This window comes from Variovorax sp. W2I14 (assembly GCF_050435205.1).
Taxonomy (GTDB): Bacteria; Pseudomonadota; Gammaproteobacteria; order Burkholderiales; family Burkholderiaceae_C; genus Variovorax; species Variovorax paradoxus_C.
This window is the reverse complement of sequence record NZ_JBNDJX010000001.1, coordinates 701,142-716,401: the sequence shown is the minus strand read 5'-3', so window position 1 is coordinate 716,401 and position 15,260 is coordinate 701,142. Positions and strand designations below refer to the sequence as shown.

Here is a 15,260-nt window from a genome sequence, read left to right as displayed (position 1 = left end):
GCAAGGTGTACGAGCAAGAACTCAAGGGCTTTGCTGCTGCTATCCCGTCGTAGGCTTGCTGCGTGCGTCATCGCACGCGCTGCCATGGACTCGATCGCCATGCTGTTCGACGAGGTCTTCCAGCAGCAGGCGTCCAGCGCGGCGAAAGGCCAAATTCAGTTAATGATCTCTCCCATGCCTGTGCGCACGCGCTCCTTGAGCTGCCGGATGTACTCCGCATCGAAGAGCTCCCAGGTCTTCAGTTCGCCGACGATCCGAAGCGGCTCCCGACTGCGGTACGAACGTGTGGGATTGCCCGGAAACTTCTTGTCGGTGACGTTGGGGTCGTCCTCGAAGGCGCCAGTCGGTTCGACGATGTAGACGCGGCCACGGCCGTCGCCCTTCGCCATTTCAGCGGCGAGGCCGGCGCCCTTTGGCCAGGCGGTGAAGTAGATGTGGTTCATCACGACCCGGCCGTCGTAATTGGAGCGGAAGCCTGCGGTGAGCAGGTCGCCCACCTGGAGATCCGCTCGCGTGCCGTGGAAGTAAGGACCGGTGTCCAGGACAGTCATCGCCCGTCGCTCCTCTGCGGTAAGAAAAGGCCGCGGAGTTTACTAGCGGCGTTTACACACAAGAAGGCCCGCAGGATCGCCGCGCTCAACGTCGCGGAAGCGATGGCACCGACGGAAGCCCTGATCGCCTACACAGCAGGAAGGTGAATCGGCCCGGTGCGGAGGTGGCGCCTTCTCCGGGTCACGCGCCCGGCAAATGGCGACATGAGAGTCGAGGCGTCTTGGATTTGTGGTGGAGCGGGTAGTTGGGTAACCCCCTAATCAACCGGCTGCAAACCCGCATGGCATATAGAAAACTGGAGCGGGTGAAGGGAATCGAACCCTCGTATGAAGCTTGGGAAGCTGCCGTTCTGCCATTGAACTACACCCGCATTTGGCAACTCGTTGATGTTCAACGAGTTTTTCACCCAAGTGCCTGATCTACAGAGGGAAATCAGCCTTTCGGCCTCCGTTGGGCCCAAATGCACCCAACCGCACCCCTATATTCTTTGCACATAAGCGTAGGTTTGGGCGTAGGTTTTATGTGAAACCGTGCCGGGCCTACACGTCGAGCACATGCCTGCGCGCCGACGACAGCCCGGAGTATAGGTCCATGTTCTTTGACGTCCGCGCCGCCAAGCTGCTCAAGCCTGGCGAGCACCTCGTGGTCGACGGTTGCGACGGCCTCCGGCTGGTGGCATCCGTCTCGAAACAGACGTGGACCTACCGCTACAAGTCGCCGGCCAGCGGGCTCATGAAGCAAACGCCCATCGGGCCGTATCCGGCCATGAACGCGCCCGAGGCCGCGGCGATCTGGGATTCGCTGCGCAAGCTGCGCGCCGAAGGCATCGATCCGAAAGAGCACCAGCGCCAGAAGCGCAAGCCGGTGGCACCGGCCGCCGCCGATGTGTTCACCGTGCGCAAGCTGGTGCAGGACTACATCACCAACCACATCGAGCAGGAGCGCGCCACAGCCGCGCGCCGCGCGCTCGAGCGGCTGCTGGACGAAGAGCCGACGTTCGCCGAGACCCCTGCAGCGGCCGTGACCCGCTCCACCTGCTTTGACCTTTGGAAGCCCGAAAAGCTACGCCGATGTCCGCCCAGAAGCTACGCTCAATGCTTGGAGCCGCTTGGACGCGAGCACTAGACGCCGGCCGCATCGACCAGGACGTGCCGAAATAGTGGCCGACGCTCATGAAGGGGAAGCTCAAAAGCAAGGGCAAGATCGTCGGCGGAGAGCATCAGGGCCAGCAGCGGCGCGTACTGCGCGTCGACGAAATTGGCGAGCTGCTGAACTGGCTGCCGAACATGCACGAGCTGGGTCGCGACGTAACCGCGATGTACCTGTGGACCGAGACCCGCGGAGTCGAAATCTGCAGCATGCGGCCGGAGTTCATCACGGAAGAGACCGACGGCTGGTGGTGGACGGTGCTGAAGTCGCACACCAAGAACGCGCGCTTTGCCAATGCCGTCGATCTGCGCGTGCCGCTCGCCGGCCGGGCTTTGGAGATCGTGCTGCGCCGGTGCACGGCCGTCGGCAAGTCGGGCTTGCTGTTTGAGGACGCCCGCGGCGAGCAGTACACGCAGCACGACTTCTCGCCCTACATCTCCGGCCTGCAGCCCTACTCCGCCAAGGTCGGGCGCGCGAGGGCGGAGGGCTCGTGCTGCCGGTCACAAACTGGACGCCGCACAACCTGCGCCGCACCAGCCGAACGATGCTGGCCGCGCTCGGTTGCCCGAAAGAGATCGGCGAGGCAATCCTCGGTCACCTGCCGCCGACCATCGAGGGCACGTACAACTCGCACACCTACGACGCGGAGCGGCGCCTGTGGCTTACCAGGCTTGCCAAGCACCTAGAGCGCTTGTCTCGTGAAGCGAAGTCTCCCAGGGCCTGAGCGTCGGGGTCAAGTTGACTCAACCTCATCACTGTATAAAAATACAGTAACCGATAAGGGCAAGCACTCCTGGGCAAGAAACTACATTCCGTGACACTTTGACTCTTTCGGAGGAGTTCATGGATTTGCAGTTCTTGACCATTAATCGGGCGGTTCTTTTTGACATTCCACCCGACCTTCCAAACAAAAGCCCAGGTGTGCCCGTTGGTGGACAGGCACTCGTCGGACTATCTGCGTCTGCAAAGACGATGGTCACAAAGCGGCTTGCGAGTGCACTTGGCAAAAACGCAAATGGAATGGAAATATCGGTTACCAATTCGGCGGCGGGAAGTTTTTTCCAAATTGCCTGCAGTGCCCTTGACGGCAACGATACGAATTTCTTGAATCAGTCAAATACCCTTGCATCGATGCTTGCAGTCGCACAAAACAACAAGCATCTTGCCCATTGCAAGTTGATGGTAATGCAGGGAACAGTAACGGCTGGGCAGCTTCCCTTTTTAGTTGCCGTAAAGGCCGAACTCCAAGATGGCTTGGCTGATCGAAGCACAGTCGGCGCCCAACCATCGCTACAGCATTTAAAAGATATTTTCATGACCGAAAGTCAGCGGTTATTCAAAATTGGCTATCTATATAGAACAGTTGCACAGGCTTCGGTCAATAATTCGATATATCACCCAAATGAGCACGTGGTCCATTTATTCGACCACCTAATGACCTCAACCGAGACGCGAAACGCAGCGTTTTATTTTTACAATGGTTTTTTGGGGTGTAACACCGCAAGTTCTGCAAAGGCCAGAACCCGCGATTTTTATGAGAACACCCTCACATTCATAAAAGATTGTGGATTGCCTCCAGATAAAAGACTTGATCTTATCGAAGCCCTTCGTGCGGACTTAAGAAGTAACTCCAATACACTTAACGTGATTGACTTCGCCAACAGCCATATGACCCCACCAGTCAAATCTGCATACGAGACTTTCATGATTCAGCACAAGGGTTTTCCAAATCACGCAGTTCAAAAAGATCTTGAATACGTTCAGACAAAGCTCAAACGACGCAGAAAAATAACCTTTTCTTCTGGAATCTCGCTGTCGAGCCCTCCAGAGCTTATGACTAGCATTACAGTGACCCCAAATACCGACGGTTCGACAACTGTTCAAGTACCAGGTACTGTGGAAGCGCGTGAATGAACGCAGAAGGCTTCGGTCAACATCTCGACAACCTACGGCCAGCTCTGAAGGAGTACGGCAAGTTTGTTGTCGAACGCATTACTTCGTATTTGAAGTCCAATATCACACCACAAGAATATAACCAGCTTTTTAAAGTACCCCCGAGTGCGCGAGTTAAAGACACCGCTTCCGCTGTCGAGAAAGTTGCCAGAAAAAAATATCAGGACCCCGTGGGGCAGATGACGGACGTAATAGGCTCGCGTTTTGTAGTTTTAATGCAGGCAGATCTAGAAATCATTGAAAAATCTGTACTTAACTGCAATGCGTGGACGGCACGCAAAGACAGAACGCCGCTTTTTGAAATCGAAGAAAATCCAGAAGTATTTGAATATCAGTCGATACACTTCATCGTCAAGCTGAATGAAGAATTAAAAATTAATGATCTAACGATTCCTCGGGACACGCCTTGCGAAATTCAGATCCGCACACTGATGCAGCACGCGTACGCTGAGTTTGTTCATGATCGGGTTTACAAAGGCGAAAAAAAGATCCCATCGAATGTGCGAAGATTAGTCGCCCGAGCAATGGCAATGCTTGAAACGACTGATGAAATTTTTACAGAGGCCGCTGCTGAGTTGGCATCGTTAAATTTGGATATCGATGCGTGGCACAGCGAAGCGACTGCGATATATCTTGCGCACTGCGGCAGTATTACATCTAAAGTTAGCACGGAGGAGTCGCGGCTCTTCTACGAAACCTTCCATTTTCTACTCAGCGCAGCCAATAAGAATGATGTACGTGCGCTATTTAGCGCATACGCTTCCAAAATAATAGAACTGAAGGAAGAGCAGAACATATTTAGCCATCCCATTGTTGTCCCGTTGCTTTGGCTCTTGAAAAATCACGACCAAGAGACTGCGGCAAAGTGGTGGTTGGGAAAATATCGAAATGATTTAGAAACTGTAGCCGCTGTTCTTGGCATCGGTTTGATCGGGAAGTAATTGCGAGAAAGGCGTTCACTCAGTCGCAAGCGATCTACAGCTACCCTGAACACTCGCCCCACGCTGCCATCCTGTGTTCGTAGTACGGCCGCTCGTTGATAGCGTCGTCCAAGATCTCGTCTAGCTCGTCAAGCGTGCGTTCCTGCGGCGTCAGCCAGGCCACGGCGTTCTCGGGGCGCAGTTGAATGATGCAGCGGTCGTGCCCGGCGTCCGCAACCTCCGGCGGCGGCTCATCCGTCACTGCTGCGAACGACCACAAATCACCCTCGTGTGCGCCCACAGGTGGCGTCCAGTGTGAGTAGAGGCATGCGATCAGCATGTCCTGTTTCGGACGTGGCCGAAACTCAAGGACCACGTTTTCTTCCTTCTCGCCCAGCCGCAAACTCGCGGTGCTCCATGTTGTGGCGCTTCACGTTCTCATAGAACGCATTGACGATCAACGGCGACCTGCTGGTGGTCAACGCACCAGCGCCGAAGAAGGAGATCGCATGCACGAGGCCGTTCGGCCACCCTGTGCGCGAGCTGCCGCCGTTGATCGAAGCAGTGAGCGAGTTCGCGGCGCGTGCCGCGGAGAAGCTGCGCCGCCAGGGCGGCCTGGCCGGCATGGTGCTGGTATTCGCCCCCACGTCGCCGTTTCGGCCTGGTGCTCGTTTCGCGCGCTCGCTGACCGTGCCGCTGCGCCGGCCAACGTGCGACACGGCCGCCATCACCAAGGCGGCGGTGCTGGGCCTCGAATGTCTCTTTGAGCCAGGCTACGACCTTACGAAAGCCGGGGTGAAGCTGCTTGAGCTCAGCGACAGCAGCGTGCTGCAGGGCGAGCTGGATCTCGAGGACGAGGCGGGCCGTGAGCGCGGCAAACTCATGCAGGCCGTGGACGTTGTCAACGACCGCTACGGCAAGGGGACCCTGCGGATTGCAAGCACAGGCACAGCTGGCGATCGGCGCGAGTGGGCAATGAGGCAACTGCGCCGGACTCTTCAATACACGACCGACTGGCGGCAGGTTCCAACCGCGAGGGCGTAGTGATCGCCACTGCAACGACTGCAGGGCCGCCGGCCTCGATTGAAAATCGCCTGTATTCTCATACTGTATCAATGCACAGTAGTTGAAGGACGGCTATCTATACTTTGCCGAAGAGACATTTCGTCTCATCCGAGGAGGCAACATGGGCATGGCAAAGCAGCAATGGATGGAGCAGCAAGAGGACGAGCACGCAGAGCGTCGCGCTGAATGGATTCGAGATCAGCTTGGGGATGATGACGCTGACGAGAACCACCCAGAGTGGCGCCAGCTGCAGGATGACTACGATAACAACAGCTATCTCTACGGGGCGCATGATGACTATGACGACGACTGGGACGTCAAGGGCAAGAGCCGCATACAACTTTTTCAAGAAAGCATGGATGCCGTGCGGGATATCGTAGCGACGACTGTTTCCCGGAAGTCCCGCAGCCCGTTGCTGGTAATGCTTCATGCGCATGTGGTTACGGCGGTTGAGGCTTACTTGTCCTCCACGTTTATCGACAAGACGCTTTCTTCGGCCGCCCATCTTCGCAAGCTGGTCGAGACTGACCCAGAGTTCGCGGAACGCAAATTTTCAATGCAGGAAATTTTTGCGAAGCGAGAGAGCTTGGCTAAGGATATCGGCACCTACCTTCGGACCCTGATTTTTCACGATTTGCGAAAGATCAAACCGATGTACAAATCGGTGCTCGAGATCGACTTCGGCGACATTTCGTGGCTCTTCAAAGCCATCCTCATTCGACACGATTGCGTGCATCGCGCAGGCTACGACAAGGACGGTCAGCCGGCCGCTCTTGCTGAGCACACGATCACTGAACTGGTGGACAACAGTTGGGCACTGGTTTCCAGCGTTGAGCAGCAAATAGCGCGCCTTCCGATAGATCCTCAATCGAGCAATAACCCGCTTCATCGGTACAGCAAGTTTTGAGGTTTGCTCTCCCCAACGTATCAGCCCACATTGGCGGGCCATTTTTTTGTCCGCTGTGTCAGCGAGCCTTCGGATCAACCGACAATGCCGACCACGGACATACGTCCTTCGAGCAGGTATTCAGTTTCCTGATCGGGATGGGGCATCCCCCTCCAATAGCGCTTTGCCGACTCACGCAACTCTAAAATTGACGATGTGTCGAACGGCAAATGTCCGCCATCGGCGCGATGGATCGCACCATCAATCTCGACGCAAACAATCTGAATCAGGCCACTCTTTTCCACCCTGTGCTGCCAGAACTTGGCTTGCACCAAATTGTCAGAGAGCCAGATCCCCCGGGTGCGCGACGGCAAATCGGCGAATTCTGCTCGCCGGACATTCTCAAATTCCATCTCTCTGATGAGCTGAGTGGAAGCTTGCAGGACGGCATGCATGTCCTTGTGAAGAACCTCAGGGGGGACTTCCTTGGGCTCCGAACTGCGCAGCCACTCAAGCAATCTTAGAGGCGGACGGTAGTACCCGATCCCCTTGTGAATATTTTGCGTCACCGCCTCGTAGAAGGGGTTACAGGAAAGACTGGATGTGCTGATCGTGTCGCCGACACGAAGCAGCTGCTTGTTTGCGGGGGGATAACCACTGTCAACGTGAAAATATTGCATGGTCGCTATTCTCCCGGCGCTCCACCGTCACAGGTCAAGCTCAACGCTTCGATTCATTGGCAGATAAGTCGAAGGATATCCGTAGAAACGCGTAATAAATTCACTCTGTGAAAAGCGCGCCGTGCCAGCACTGGCGCAACTCCGCAACCTCTCGACCTGGTCGTAAAAACAACTACCCGAAGCGCGCGGGCTCGGTGGGGGTTAGACCGCGCGCCGGCGGGTGCAGGCGGCCCGCCAGCCGCGTGCCGGCCTCGGTCGATGAGGGAGAGGCCGTCGAGGGCGAGCCGCCGCCTCCGATTGGCCTCGGGTGCGTCGGTTTCAGTAAATCGAAACCCTTGGAGGTCATTGATGACCCACGTTCCCCCGTCCCCCGAACCCTTCGACACCAACAGCGCCGCATTGCTCGCGCTGCGGGCCTGCGACGACATCGACAGCCTGCACGACGTGCGGCTCGCCTATGCGTGCATCGAGAAGCTCGTCGATCCGCAGCTTGCGATCGACTCGGAAGATGTCTACCCCATCCGCACCGAACTGAGCGCGCTGATGCGGCTGGTGAACGAGGAGTTGCAGCGCCGCATCGAGACGACCGAGGCCACGATGCAGTCGCTGCGTCTGGCGGTGGACAAAGTCAACGCGGCGCCGTGCTGAGGTCTCCGATCGTCGGCTTGGCGTCCCTGCGATCCGTGCACTGAACCCCGCAACCTCACCGCCCCAGGATCAACACCCCGAGCAGCACCATCGACACGATGGCCAGCAACGCCGTGGTCGCCTGCCAGAAGCGCACCGGGTGCCGCTCGATCAGCGGCGGCAGGCGCACACGCAGAAACTCCTGCCCCGGCGCGCGGAGGTCGTGCGCAAGCTCAGACACGGCCTCCTGCCGCTTGAGCGGATTCGGGTTCAGCGCCTTCTGCAGCACCGCATCGACCCACTCGGGCAGGTCGGGCCGCAGGTGGCGCACCGGCACATAACGCAGCCGATTCACATCGGCGGGCGACCGAACCCGCGAGACCTGCAGCCCGTACGGCAACTGGCCCGTGAGCATCTGGTAGACGATCACCGCCATCGAGAACAGGTCGGACCGCGCGCTGCCGCCATGGCCGGTGAAGTATTCGGGCGCCGTGTACTGCAGCGTGCCGGTGATCGCAAGCGGACGCCCCTCGCCCGCCCCATCGGCAAGCCCCGCCACATGCGTCGTCGCGAGGTCGATGATGCGCACGGTGCCGGTGCGGTCGATCATCACGTTCTCGGGGCGCACGTCCTGGTGCAGCATCTCCTTGCCGTGCAGCGCCTGCAGCCCGCTTGCCAGTTGCTCGGCGATGCGGCGCACGCTGTCGAGCGACGGCTTGGGGTTGTCGACCATCCACTGCGCGAGCGTCTGGCCATCGACGTATTCCATGGCGACGTACAGGTGGCCGCGCGTGCGCTCGATGGCGCTGGCCTTGAGCACATGCACGTTGTCGATGCGCCGCGCCACCCACTCTTCGAGCACGAAGCGGTCGAGGTATTCCGGGTCGTCGCGCAGATCGACCGAGGGCAGCTTCAGCACCACCTGCTGCCCGCTCGCGTCGTCCACCGCGAGGTGCACATGGCTGCGCGAGCTCACATGGAGTTCGCGCACGAGCGTGAAGCCTTCGAAGCCGGTGCGGGGCGCGAGCGGCGGCGCGATGGCGAGGCCTTCGCGCTGCAGGGGCAGCGGCGCGGCGTCGGCCGGCGGCAGTTCGTCGATGCGCACGAGCTGCACCGTGCAGTCGTCGTCGCTGCCGCGGGCCTGCGCGGCCTCAACCAGCAGGCGCGCGGCCGCGTCGAAATCTTCGCCGCATCGCGCGATTGCGTCGTGCACGGCAGCGGCGTCGAGGTGCGTGTAGGCGCCGTCGGTGGCCAGCAGGTAGACCTCGCCCAGCTCCGCCTCCCAGCAGCGGTAGTCGATCTCCACGTTCGGCCCCGCGCCGAGTGCGCGCCCGAGGTACGACTCGACCGAGGACAGGTGCACACGGTGGTCTTCGGTGAGCTGCTCCAGCCCGTTCGGATGCAGGCGATGGATGCGCGCGTCGCCCACGTGCAGCATGTGCACGTCGCGGCCTTTGAAGATGAGCGCGCTGAAGGTGCAGACGTAGCCGCTGTCCTTGTCGAAGCGCGCGTCGCTGCGCATGGTCTGCGCGTGCAGCCACGAGTTGGTGGCGCTCAGCACGCGCTGGGCCGCGCGGCGCACCGACCACGCATCGGAGGTCGCGTAGTAGTCGTCGAGAAAACCCCGCACCGCCGCCGCGCTCGCCACCTGGCTCACGCGGCTGGAGCCGATGCCATCGGCGAGCGCCACCGCGATGCCTTTGGACATGCGCAGCGTTCCCTCGGGCAGCATCGCGCCGTGGAAGTCCTGGTTGACTGCGCCGGGCTTGGCCAGCGAGTGCTGGCCGAGCGTCACGCGCAGCGCCTTGTGCGTGGGCATCAGCATCGAGGCGATGCGTGACTGGGTATCAGCCGGCCTTGCGCTTGGGCGCCGTCTTGTAGTGCGTCGAGTACAGCGTCAGCCCCACGAAGGTCAGGCCACCGACGAGGTTGCCGATGACGGTGGGAATCTCGTTCCAGATCAGGTAGTCCATCAGCGTGAACTTGCCGCCGAGCAAGAGACCGGTGGGGAACAGGAACATGTTGACGATCGAGTGTTCGAAGCCCATGTAGAAGAACACCATCACGGGCATCCACATGCCGATGGCCTTGCCCGACACGGTGGTGGACATCATGGCCGCGACCACGCCGGTGGAGACCATCCAGTTGCACATCACGCCGCGGATGAACAGCGTCAGCATGCCGGCGGCGCCGTGCGCGGCATAACCGACGGTGCGGCCTTCGCCGATGTGGCCGAGCTTCTCGCCGATGGCGTTGGGCGCCTCGCTGAAACCGAAGGTGAAGATGATCGCCATGAACACCGCCACCGTGAGCGCGCCCGCGAAGTTGCCGACGAACACCAGGCTCCAGTTGCGCATGACGCCGCCCCAGGTGGCGCCGGGGCGCTTGTCGAGAACGGCCAGCGGCGCGAGCGTGAACACGCCCGTCAGCAGGTCGAAGCCCAGCAGGTACAGCATGATGAAACCGACCGGGAACAGCATCGCGCCGACCAGCGCATTGCCGGTGTTCACGGTGATGGAGACGGCAAACGCCGCGGCGAGCGCCAGGATCGCGCCGGCCATGTAGGAGCGGATGAGCGTGTCGCGGGTGGACATCAGCAGCTTGGATTCGCCGGCATCGACCATCTTGGTCACGAACTCGGCGGGGGCTAGGTAGGCCATCAGGGTTCCTTGAAGAAGCGAGGAAGAGAAAAAGATCGAAGACGCGCGGCTCAGCCCAGCGCGACCAGCACGCGGCCTTCGTGAACGCGCACCGCATGCGCGCGCACCGAGTACTCGGGCGCTTCCAGGCACTCGCCATTGCGCAGGTCGAAGTGGTTCTTGTAGAGCGGCGAGGCGACGACGATGCGGTCGCCCAGGCTGCCCACCAGCCCGCGCGAGAGCACGCTGGCGCCGGCCTTCGGGTCGACGTTGTCGATGGCGTACAGGGCCTGCTCCCGGCCCACGCTGAAGATCGCGACATGCACGCCGTCGACCAGCGCGCAGACGCCGGTGTCGGGAAGGATGTCGGTGGCCGCGCATACGGCGGTCCATTGGAGGGTGTCGGTGGTCATCGTGGAGATCCTCGGTTTTCGTCAGACGGTTTCGGCGTCGGCTTCGGTACTGCGCTCTTCGGCGCGGGCCGGGCGGATCTGGCCGCGTTCCTTCACGAACACGATGTGCTCATCGGGCTTCTCGCTGTTGACGAAGGAGCGGAAGCGCTGGCGGGTGGCGGGGTCGTTCACCGCGGTTTTCCATTCGCACTGGTAGGTGTCGACCACGTTCTGCATCTGCACTTCGAGTTCACCGGCGATGCCCAGGGTGTCCTGCAACAGCACGCCCTTGAGGTAGTCGAGCCCGCCTTCGAGGTTCTCGCGCCAGGTGCTGGTGCGCTGCAGGCGGTCGGCCGTGCGCACGTAGAACATCAGGAAGCGGTCGATCAGCTGGATCAGCTGCGCCTTGGTGAGGTCGGAGGCGAACAGCTCGGCGTGGCGCGGCTTCATGCCTCCGTTGCCGCAGACGTAGAGGTTCCAGCCCTTCTCGGTGGCGATGATGCCGACGTCCTTGCCCTGCGCCTCGGCGCATTCGCGGGTGCAGCCCGACACGCCGAACTTGATCTTGTGCGGCGCGCGCAGGCCCTTGTAGCGGTTCTCCAGCTCTACCGCCAGGCCCACGCTGTCGTCCACGCCGTAGCGGCACCAGGTGGAGCCCACGCAGCTTTTCACCGTGCGCAGCGACTTGCCGTAGGCATGGCCCGATTCGAAGCCGGCGGCGATGAGTTCTTCCCAGATCGAGGGCAGTTGCTCGACGCGCGCGCCGAACATGTCCACGCGGGCGCCGCCGGTGACCTTGGTGTAGAGGCCGTACTTCTTGGCGACCTGCCCCACGGCGATGAGCCCATCGGGCGTGACCTCGCCGCCCGGCATGCGCGGCACGACCGAATAGGTGCCGTCCTTCTGGATGTTGCCGAGGAAGTAGTCGTTGCTGTCCTGCAGGCTCGCGAGGTTCTTCTTGAGCACGAACTCGTTCCAGCACGAGGCGAAGATGCTCGCCGCCGTGGGCTTGCAGATGTCGCAGCCCAGGCCCTTGCCGTGCTTGGCGAGCAGGTCTTCGAAGCTGCGGATCTCGCCCACGCGGATCAGGTGATAGAGCTCCTGGCGCGAGTACGCGAAGTGTTCGCACAGGTGGTTGTTCACGGCCATGCCGCGCTTGGCCATCTCCACCTTCATCACCTGACCCACCAGCGCCACGCAGCCGCCGCAGGTGGCGCCGGCCTTGGTGCAGGCCTTCATCTCGGCGACGGTGCAGGCGCCCTCGCCCACGGCCGCGCAGATCTGGCCCTTGGTCACGTTGTTGCAGGAGCAGATCTGGGCCGTGTCGGGCAATGCATCCACGCCGAGGCCGGGCCGTGCCTTGCCGTCGCTCGCGGGCAGGATCAGAAACTCGGGGTCCGCCGGCAGCGCGATGCCGTTGAGCGCCATCTGCAGCAGCGTGCCGTACTCGGCCGCATCGCCGACCAGCACCGCGCCCAGCAGTTGCTTGCCGTCTTCGCTCACCACGATCTTCTTGTAGATCTGCTTGTGCTCGTTGATGTACTGGTAGGCGCGCGAGTGCGGCGTCTTGCCGTGTGCGTCGCCGATGCTGGCGACGTCCACGCCCATGAGCTTGAGCTTGGTGCTCATGTCCGCGCCGGTGAAGGCGGCGTCCTGCTGGCCGGCGATGTGTTTCGCCGCAACGCGGGCCATGTCGTAGCCGGGCGCCACGAGCCCGAAGGTCTGCTCGTTCCACGAGGCACACTCGCCGATGGCGTAGATGTCGTGGTCGCTGGTGCGGCAGTGGCTGTCGATCGCCACGCCGCCGCGCGGGCCGATGGCCAGCACCGACTGACGGGCCAGCTCGTCGCGCGGGCGGATGCCGGCGGAGAACACGATCATGTCGGTCTCCAGGTAGGTGCCGTCGGCGAACACCATGCGGTGCCGCGCGGCGGCGCCGTCGGTGATCTCCACCGTGTTGCGGCCCGTGTGCACATGCAGGCCCAGCGCCTCGATGCTGCCGCGCAGCGCGCGGCCGCCGCCTTCGTCGACCTGCACGGCCATGAGGCGCGGCGCGAACTCGACCACATGCGTCTCCAGGCCCATGTCGCGCAGCGCCTTGGCGCATTCCAGGCCCAGCAGGCCGCCGCCGACGACCACACCGCTCTTGGAGCGGGCGCCGCATTCCTTCATCGCCTCCAGGTCTTCGATGGTGCGGTAGACGAAGCAGTTCGGTCGGTCGCGACCGGGCACGGCCGGCACAAACGGCGAGGAGCCGGTGGCCAGCACGAGCTTGTCGTAGGCCACCACTTCGCCGTCGGCCGTGGTGAGCGTGTTGTTGCGGCGCTCGATGGCCACCGCCTTGGCCGCGAGGCGCAGCGTGAAGCCGCTGCGCTCGAAGAAGCCGGGCTCCACCAGCGAGAGGTCTTCGGCGGTCTTGCCCGCGAAGAATTCGGAAAGATGCACCCGGTCGTAGGCCGCGCGGGGCTCTTCGCAGAACACCGTGACCTCTGCGTCGGCAACGCCGAGTTCGTGAAGCTGCTCTAGAAACTTGTGGCCCACCATGCCGTGGCCAATGACTGCGATTTTCATGTCGGATCCTGCGTTCGGTGCAGCCGGCCATGCGTCAGTCCGCCATGAACCCCGTCGGGAAGACGGCAGTCAGGCGAGCCCCCGCAAGGGACGGATGCGAATCGGGTTGGAACGGACGTACTGCCGGCCTTCGTTGAACAAAGGCTTGCAGTGCGCTCGGGTCCGCCGTCGTTAGCGGAGGCACTGTGAGTGCCGCGGCGGCGTTGCCGCGGAACAGTGCAAGACCCTGCGCAACATCCGTGCCAGGTGATTCAGCCGTTTGCGGGAGCGCATCGCACCAAATGCGGCGCTCACGGGCCGTGGGGCGCGGCGACGTGCGCTGTTGTGGCGCATGCGTCGCCCCGTTTGGTGCAGCCGAGGAGCCGGAGCGCCCGGGCTCGCGCTGCTACATTGCCGTCCGTTCGCACATCACTTGGAAATGCAATGGCCAGCCAGCGCAAAAGCATCGGAAAGCAGCACTTCGAGGCGCTCTCCGATTTCAGATTCAGACTTCGCAGCTTCCTGCGCTTCAGCGAAGACGCCGCGCGGGAGGAAGGCATCACGGTGCTGCAGTACCAGTTGATGCTTCACACGCAGGGATTTGCGGGCCGCGAATGGGCCACGGTCAGCGAGATCGCCGAGCGCCTGCAGGCCCAGCCGCACGGCGTGGTCGCACTCGTGTCGCGCTGCGAGGAAGCGGGCTTGGTCAAGCGCAAGCCCAGCAGCACCGACCGGCGGCAGGTCGAGGTGCACCTGCTGCCCGCGGGGCGCAAGAAGCTGGAGACGCTGGCGGCCCTGCACAAGGATCAGGTGGCCAAGCTCGCGGAAGTCGTGGCGCTCGTGAACAAGGACGGCGGCTAGCAGGAAAAGAAGAAGGCGACGGACCGGCCCTTCTCAAAGGACGCGGCCCGTCGCAAAGGCAGTCAACGTCCTGTAGAGACCTCGATCTCGACGCGCCGGTTCGGCGCCAGGCAGTCGATCAGTGCCGCGCGGCTGGCCTGCGCGCACTGCACCTTCGGCTCCGATTCGCCCCTGCCCTGCACCTGCACGCTCTGCGCCGGCACGCCGGCCTGCACGAGGTAGTCGCGCACGGTCGTTGCGCGCGCCAGCGAGAGCGCCTGGTTGTAGGTTTCGCTGCCGAGCCGGTCGGTATGGCCCGTCACCCGGACCGCACCCACCGGAGTCGGGCTGGCCTTGACGTCGCTCGCCAGCGCATCGAGCCTGCGCCGGCCGTCGGGCAACAGATCGGCCAGCGAACGTCCATCGAAGCGGAAGAGCCCATCGGCGCCGAGCGTCGTCGTTCTTGCGGGCGCCGGCGCAGGCTGGATGACCGCGACGGGCCGCGCCGCTGCGGGCGCCGGCCTGAGCAGATCGGCGCAGCCCGGCCCCTTCCAGTACGTGCCGTTGACCAGCACATCCGCATTGAAGCGCACCATGTATTGGCAGGTGATGTATTCAGGCCCCGCCCCGGTGCGGAAGTGAAAGATGTAGTTCCACTCGCGCACCCCGGCGAGCCCTTCGCTGAAGTGCGGAAAGCCCAGCAGCTCGCGCACCTGGTCCTTGCCCATGCCGGTGCGCATGGTGCGCAGGGCTTCCAGGTTCGGGAAGGCGCCCTGCTGCCATGTAGCCGAACCGGGTGCGGGAAAGTCCTCGTCCTTCGGCGGCGGCGGGTTCTCCGAAGCGGCGCGGGCCTGCATTTCGGGCGTGATGGTGTAGCTCGTTGCGCAGCCGCCTGCCAGCAGTGCGGCAAGGCAGAGCGCGGCGAGCGGCGTGGTGCGCATCGCGACGGAGGTCCTGGCTTGAGAAAGCTTGTTGTTCATGGTGATGTCGTCCAGTTCTTCTCGATG

At 62.0% G+C, this 15,260-nt stretch carries 16 protein-coding genes, 1 tRNA gene and 1 pseudogene; 8 read left to right on the top strand and 10 right to left on the bottom strand.

From position 1 onward, the window contains the following. Positions 1–155: 155 nt before the first annotated feature. Together arr and QF040_RS03420 are read right to left on the bottom strand one after the other, a co-directional pair. Complete coding sequence (gene arr, locus QF040_RS03425; protein ID WP_429609852.1) at positions 156–551, bottom strand: NAD(+)--rifampin ADP-ribosyltransferase; 396 nt, start codon at positions 549–551, stop codon at positions 156–158. Positions 552–848: 297 nt separating this feature from the next. Beyond that, a tRNA-Gly gene (locus QF040_RS03420) sits at positions 849–922 on the bottom strand. 221 nt (positions 923–1,143) lie between these two features. On the opposite strand from QF040_RS03420, the gene QF040_RS03415 reads away from it, so the two are divergent. Then, positions 1,144–1,677 carry an integrase arm-type DNA-binding domain-containing protein gene (locus QF040_RS03415; protein ID WP_429609851.1) on the top strand — a complete coding sequence of 178 codons (534 nt, stop codon included), beginning with the start codon at positions 1,144–1,146 and terminating at the stop codon, positions 1,675–1,677. Here the strand turns inward: QF040_RS03415 and QF040_RS03410 are convergent. After that, entirely contained in the window at positions 1,674–2,120 is a 447-nt protein-coding gene (locus QF040_RS03410) for a hypothetical protein (protein ID WP_429609850.1), read from the bottom strand. The two genes, QF040_RS03415 and QF040_RS03410, sit on opposite strands and share 4 nt — an antisense overlap. A gap of 71 nt (positions 2,121–2,191) precedes the next feature. On the opposite strand from QF040_RS03410, the gene QF040_RS03405 reads away from it, so the two are divergent. The 3 genes from QF040_RS03405 (at position 2,192) to QF040_RS03395 (ending at position 4,595) form a co-directional block, all read left to right on the top strand. Further along, positions 2,192–2,425 (top strand): hypothetical protein, encoded by a 234-nt coding sequence (locus tag QF040_RS03405; protein WP_429609849.1) that lies wholly within the window; start codon positions 2,192–2,194, stop codon positions 2,423–2,425. Positions 2,426–2,544: 119 nt separating this feature from the next. Next, positions 2,545–3,615, top strand: coding sequence for a nucleoid-associated protein (locus tag QF040_RS03400; protein ID WP_429609848.1), 1,071 nt, complete (start codon positions 2,545–2,547; stop codon positions 3,613–3,615). Continuing rightward, positions 3,612–4,595: a GTP pyrophosphokinase gene (locus tag QF040_RS03395; protein ID WP_429609847.1), complete on the top strand. Its 984-nt coding sequence runs from the start codon at positions 3,612–3,614 to the stop codon at positions 4,593–4,595. The genes QF040_RS03400 and QF040_RS03395 overlap by 4 nt, the downstream gene beginning before the upstream one ends. A 40-nt stretch (positions 4,596–4,635) precedes the next feature. On the opposite strand, the pseudogene QF040_RS03390 reads toward QF040_RS03395, so the two are convergent. After that, positions 4,636–5,047: pseudogene (locus tag QF040_RS03390) on the bottom strand (SOS response-associated peptidase family protein); the annotation flags it as partial. Between the two features lies 1 nt (position 5,048). Between QF040_RS03390 and QF040_RS03385 the strand changes: the two are divergent. After that, a complete protein-coding gene (locus tag QF040_RS03385) occupies positions 5,049–5,618 on the top strand; it encodes a DUF4113 domain-containing protein (RefSeq protein WP_429614607.1) in 570 nt (189 codons plus the stop codon). A gap of 142 nt (positions 5,619–5,760) precedes the next feature. Next, positions 5,761–6,546: a hypothetical protein gene (locus QF040_RS03380; protein WP_429609846.1), complete on the top strand. Its 786-nt coding sequence runs from the start codon at positions 5,761–5,763 to the stop codon at positions 6,544–6,546. 74 nt (positions 6,547–6,620) lie between these two features. On the opposite strand, the gene QF040_RS03375 is transcribed toward QF040_RS03380, so the two are convergent. After that, on the bottom strand, positions 6,621–7,205 hold the full coding sequence (locus tag QF040_RS03375) for a DUF2441 domain-containing protein (RefSeq protein WP_429609845.1): 585 nt from the start codon (positions 7,203–7,205) through the stop codon (positions 6,621–6,623). Between the two features lie 348 nt (positions 7,206–7,553). Here QF040_RS03375 and QF040_RS03370 point away from each other — a divergent pair, with 348 nt between their 5' ends. Further along, positions 7,554–7,853 carry a hypothetical protein gene (locus tag QF040_RS03370; RefSeq protein ID WP_429609844.1) on the top strand — a complete coding sequence of 100 codons (300 nt, stop codon included), beginning with the start codon at positions 7,554–7,556 and terminating at the stop codon, positions 7,851–7,853. Between the two features lie 55 nt (positions 7,854–7,908). Here the strand turns inward: QF040_RS03370 and QF040_RS03365 are convergent, their stop codons facing one another. Genes QF040_RS03365 through nirB form a run of 4 tightly spaced genes read right to left on the bottom strand, consistent with a single transcriptional unit; the run spans position 7,909 to position 13,434 of the window. Further along, positions 7,909–9,657 (bottom strand): protein kinase domain-containing protein, encoded by a 1,749-nt coding sequence (locus QF040_RS03365; RefSeq protein WP_429609843.1) that lies wholly within the window; start codon positions 9,655–9,657, stop codon positions 7,909–7,911. A 22-nt stretch (positions 9,658–9,679) separates the two neighbouring features. After that, the gene (locus tag QF040_RS03360; RefSeq protein WP_307600534.1) at positions 9,680–10,492 is read right to left on the bottom strand and encodes a formate/nitrite transporter family protein; all 813 of its coding nucleotides are present in this window, start codon (positions 10,490–10,492) and stop codon (positions 9,680–9,682) included. Positions 10,493–10,542: 50 nt separating this feature from the next. After that, on the bottom strand, positions 10,543–10,884 hold the full coding sequence (nirD, locus tag QF040_RS03355) for a nitrite reductase small subunit NirD (protein ID WP_429609842.1): 342 nt from the start codon (positions 10,882–10,884) through the stop codon (positions 10,543–10,545). 21 nt (positions 10,885–10,905) lie between these two features. Further along, on the bottom strand, positions 10,906–13,434 hold the full coding sequence (gene nirB, locus QF040_RS03350; RefSeq protein ID WP_429609841.1) for a nitrite reductase large subunit NirB: 2,529 nt from the start codon (positions 13,432–13,434) through the stop codon (positions 10,906–10,908). 423 nt (positions 13,435–13,857) lie between these two features. Here nirB and QF040_RS03345 point away from each other — a divergent pair, with 423 nt between their 5' ends. Further along, a complete protein-coding gene (locus tag QF040_RS03345) occupies positions 13,858–14,274 on the top strand; it encodes a MarR family winged helix-turn-helix transcriptional regulator (protein WP_307508077.1) in 417 nt (138 codons plus the stop codon). A 62-nt stretch (positions 14,275–14,336) separates the two neighbouring features. Here the strand turns inward: QF040_RS03345 and QF040_RS03340 are convergent, their stop codons facing one another. Continuing rightward, the gene (locus QF040_RS03340; RefSeq protein WP_429609840.1) at positions 14,337–15,233 is read right to left on the bottom strand and encodes an OmpA family protein; all 897 of its coding nucleotides are present in this window, start codon (positions 15,231–15,233) and stop codon (positions 14,337–14,339) included. Positions 15,234–15,260: the final 27 nt, after the last annotated feature.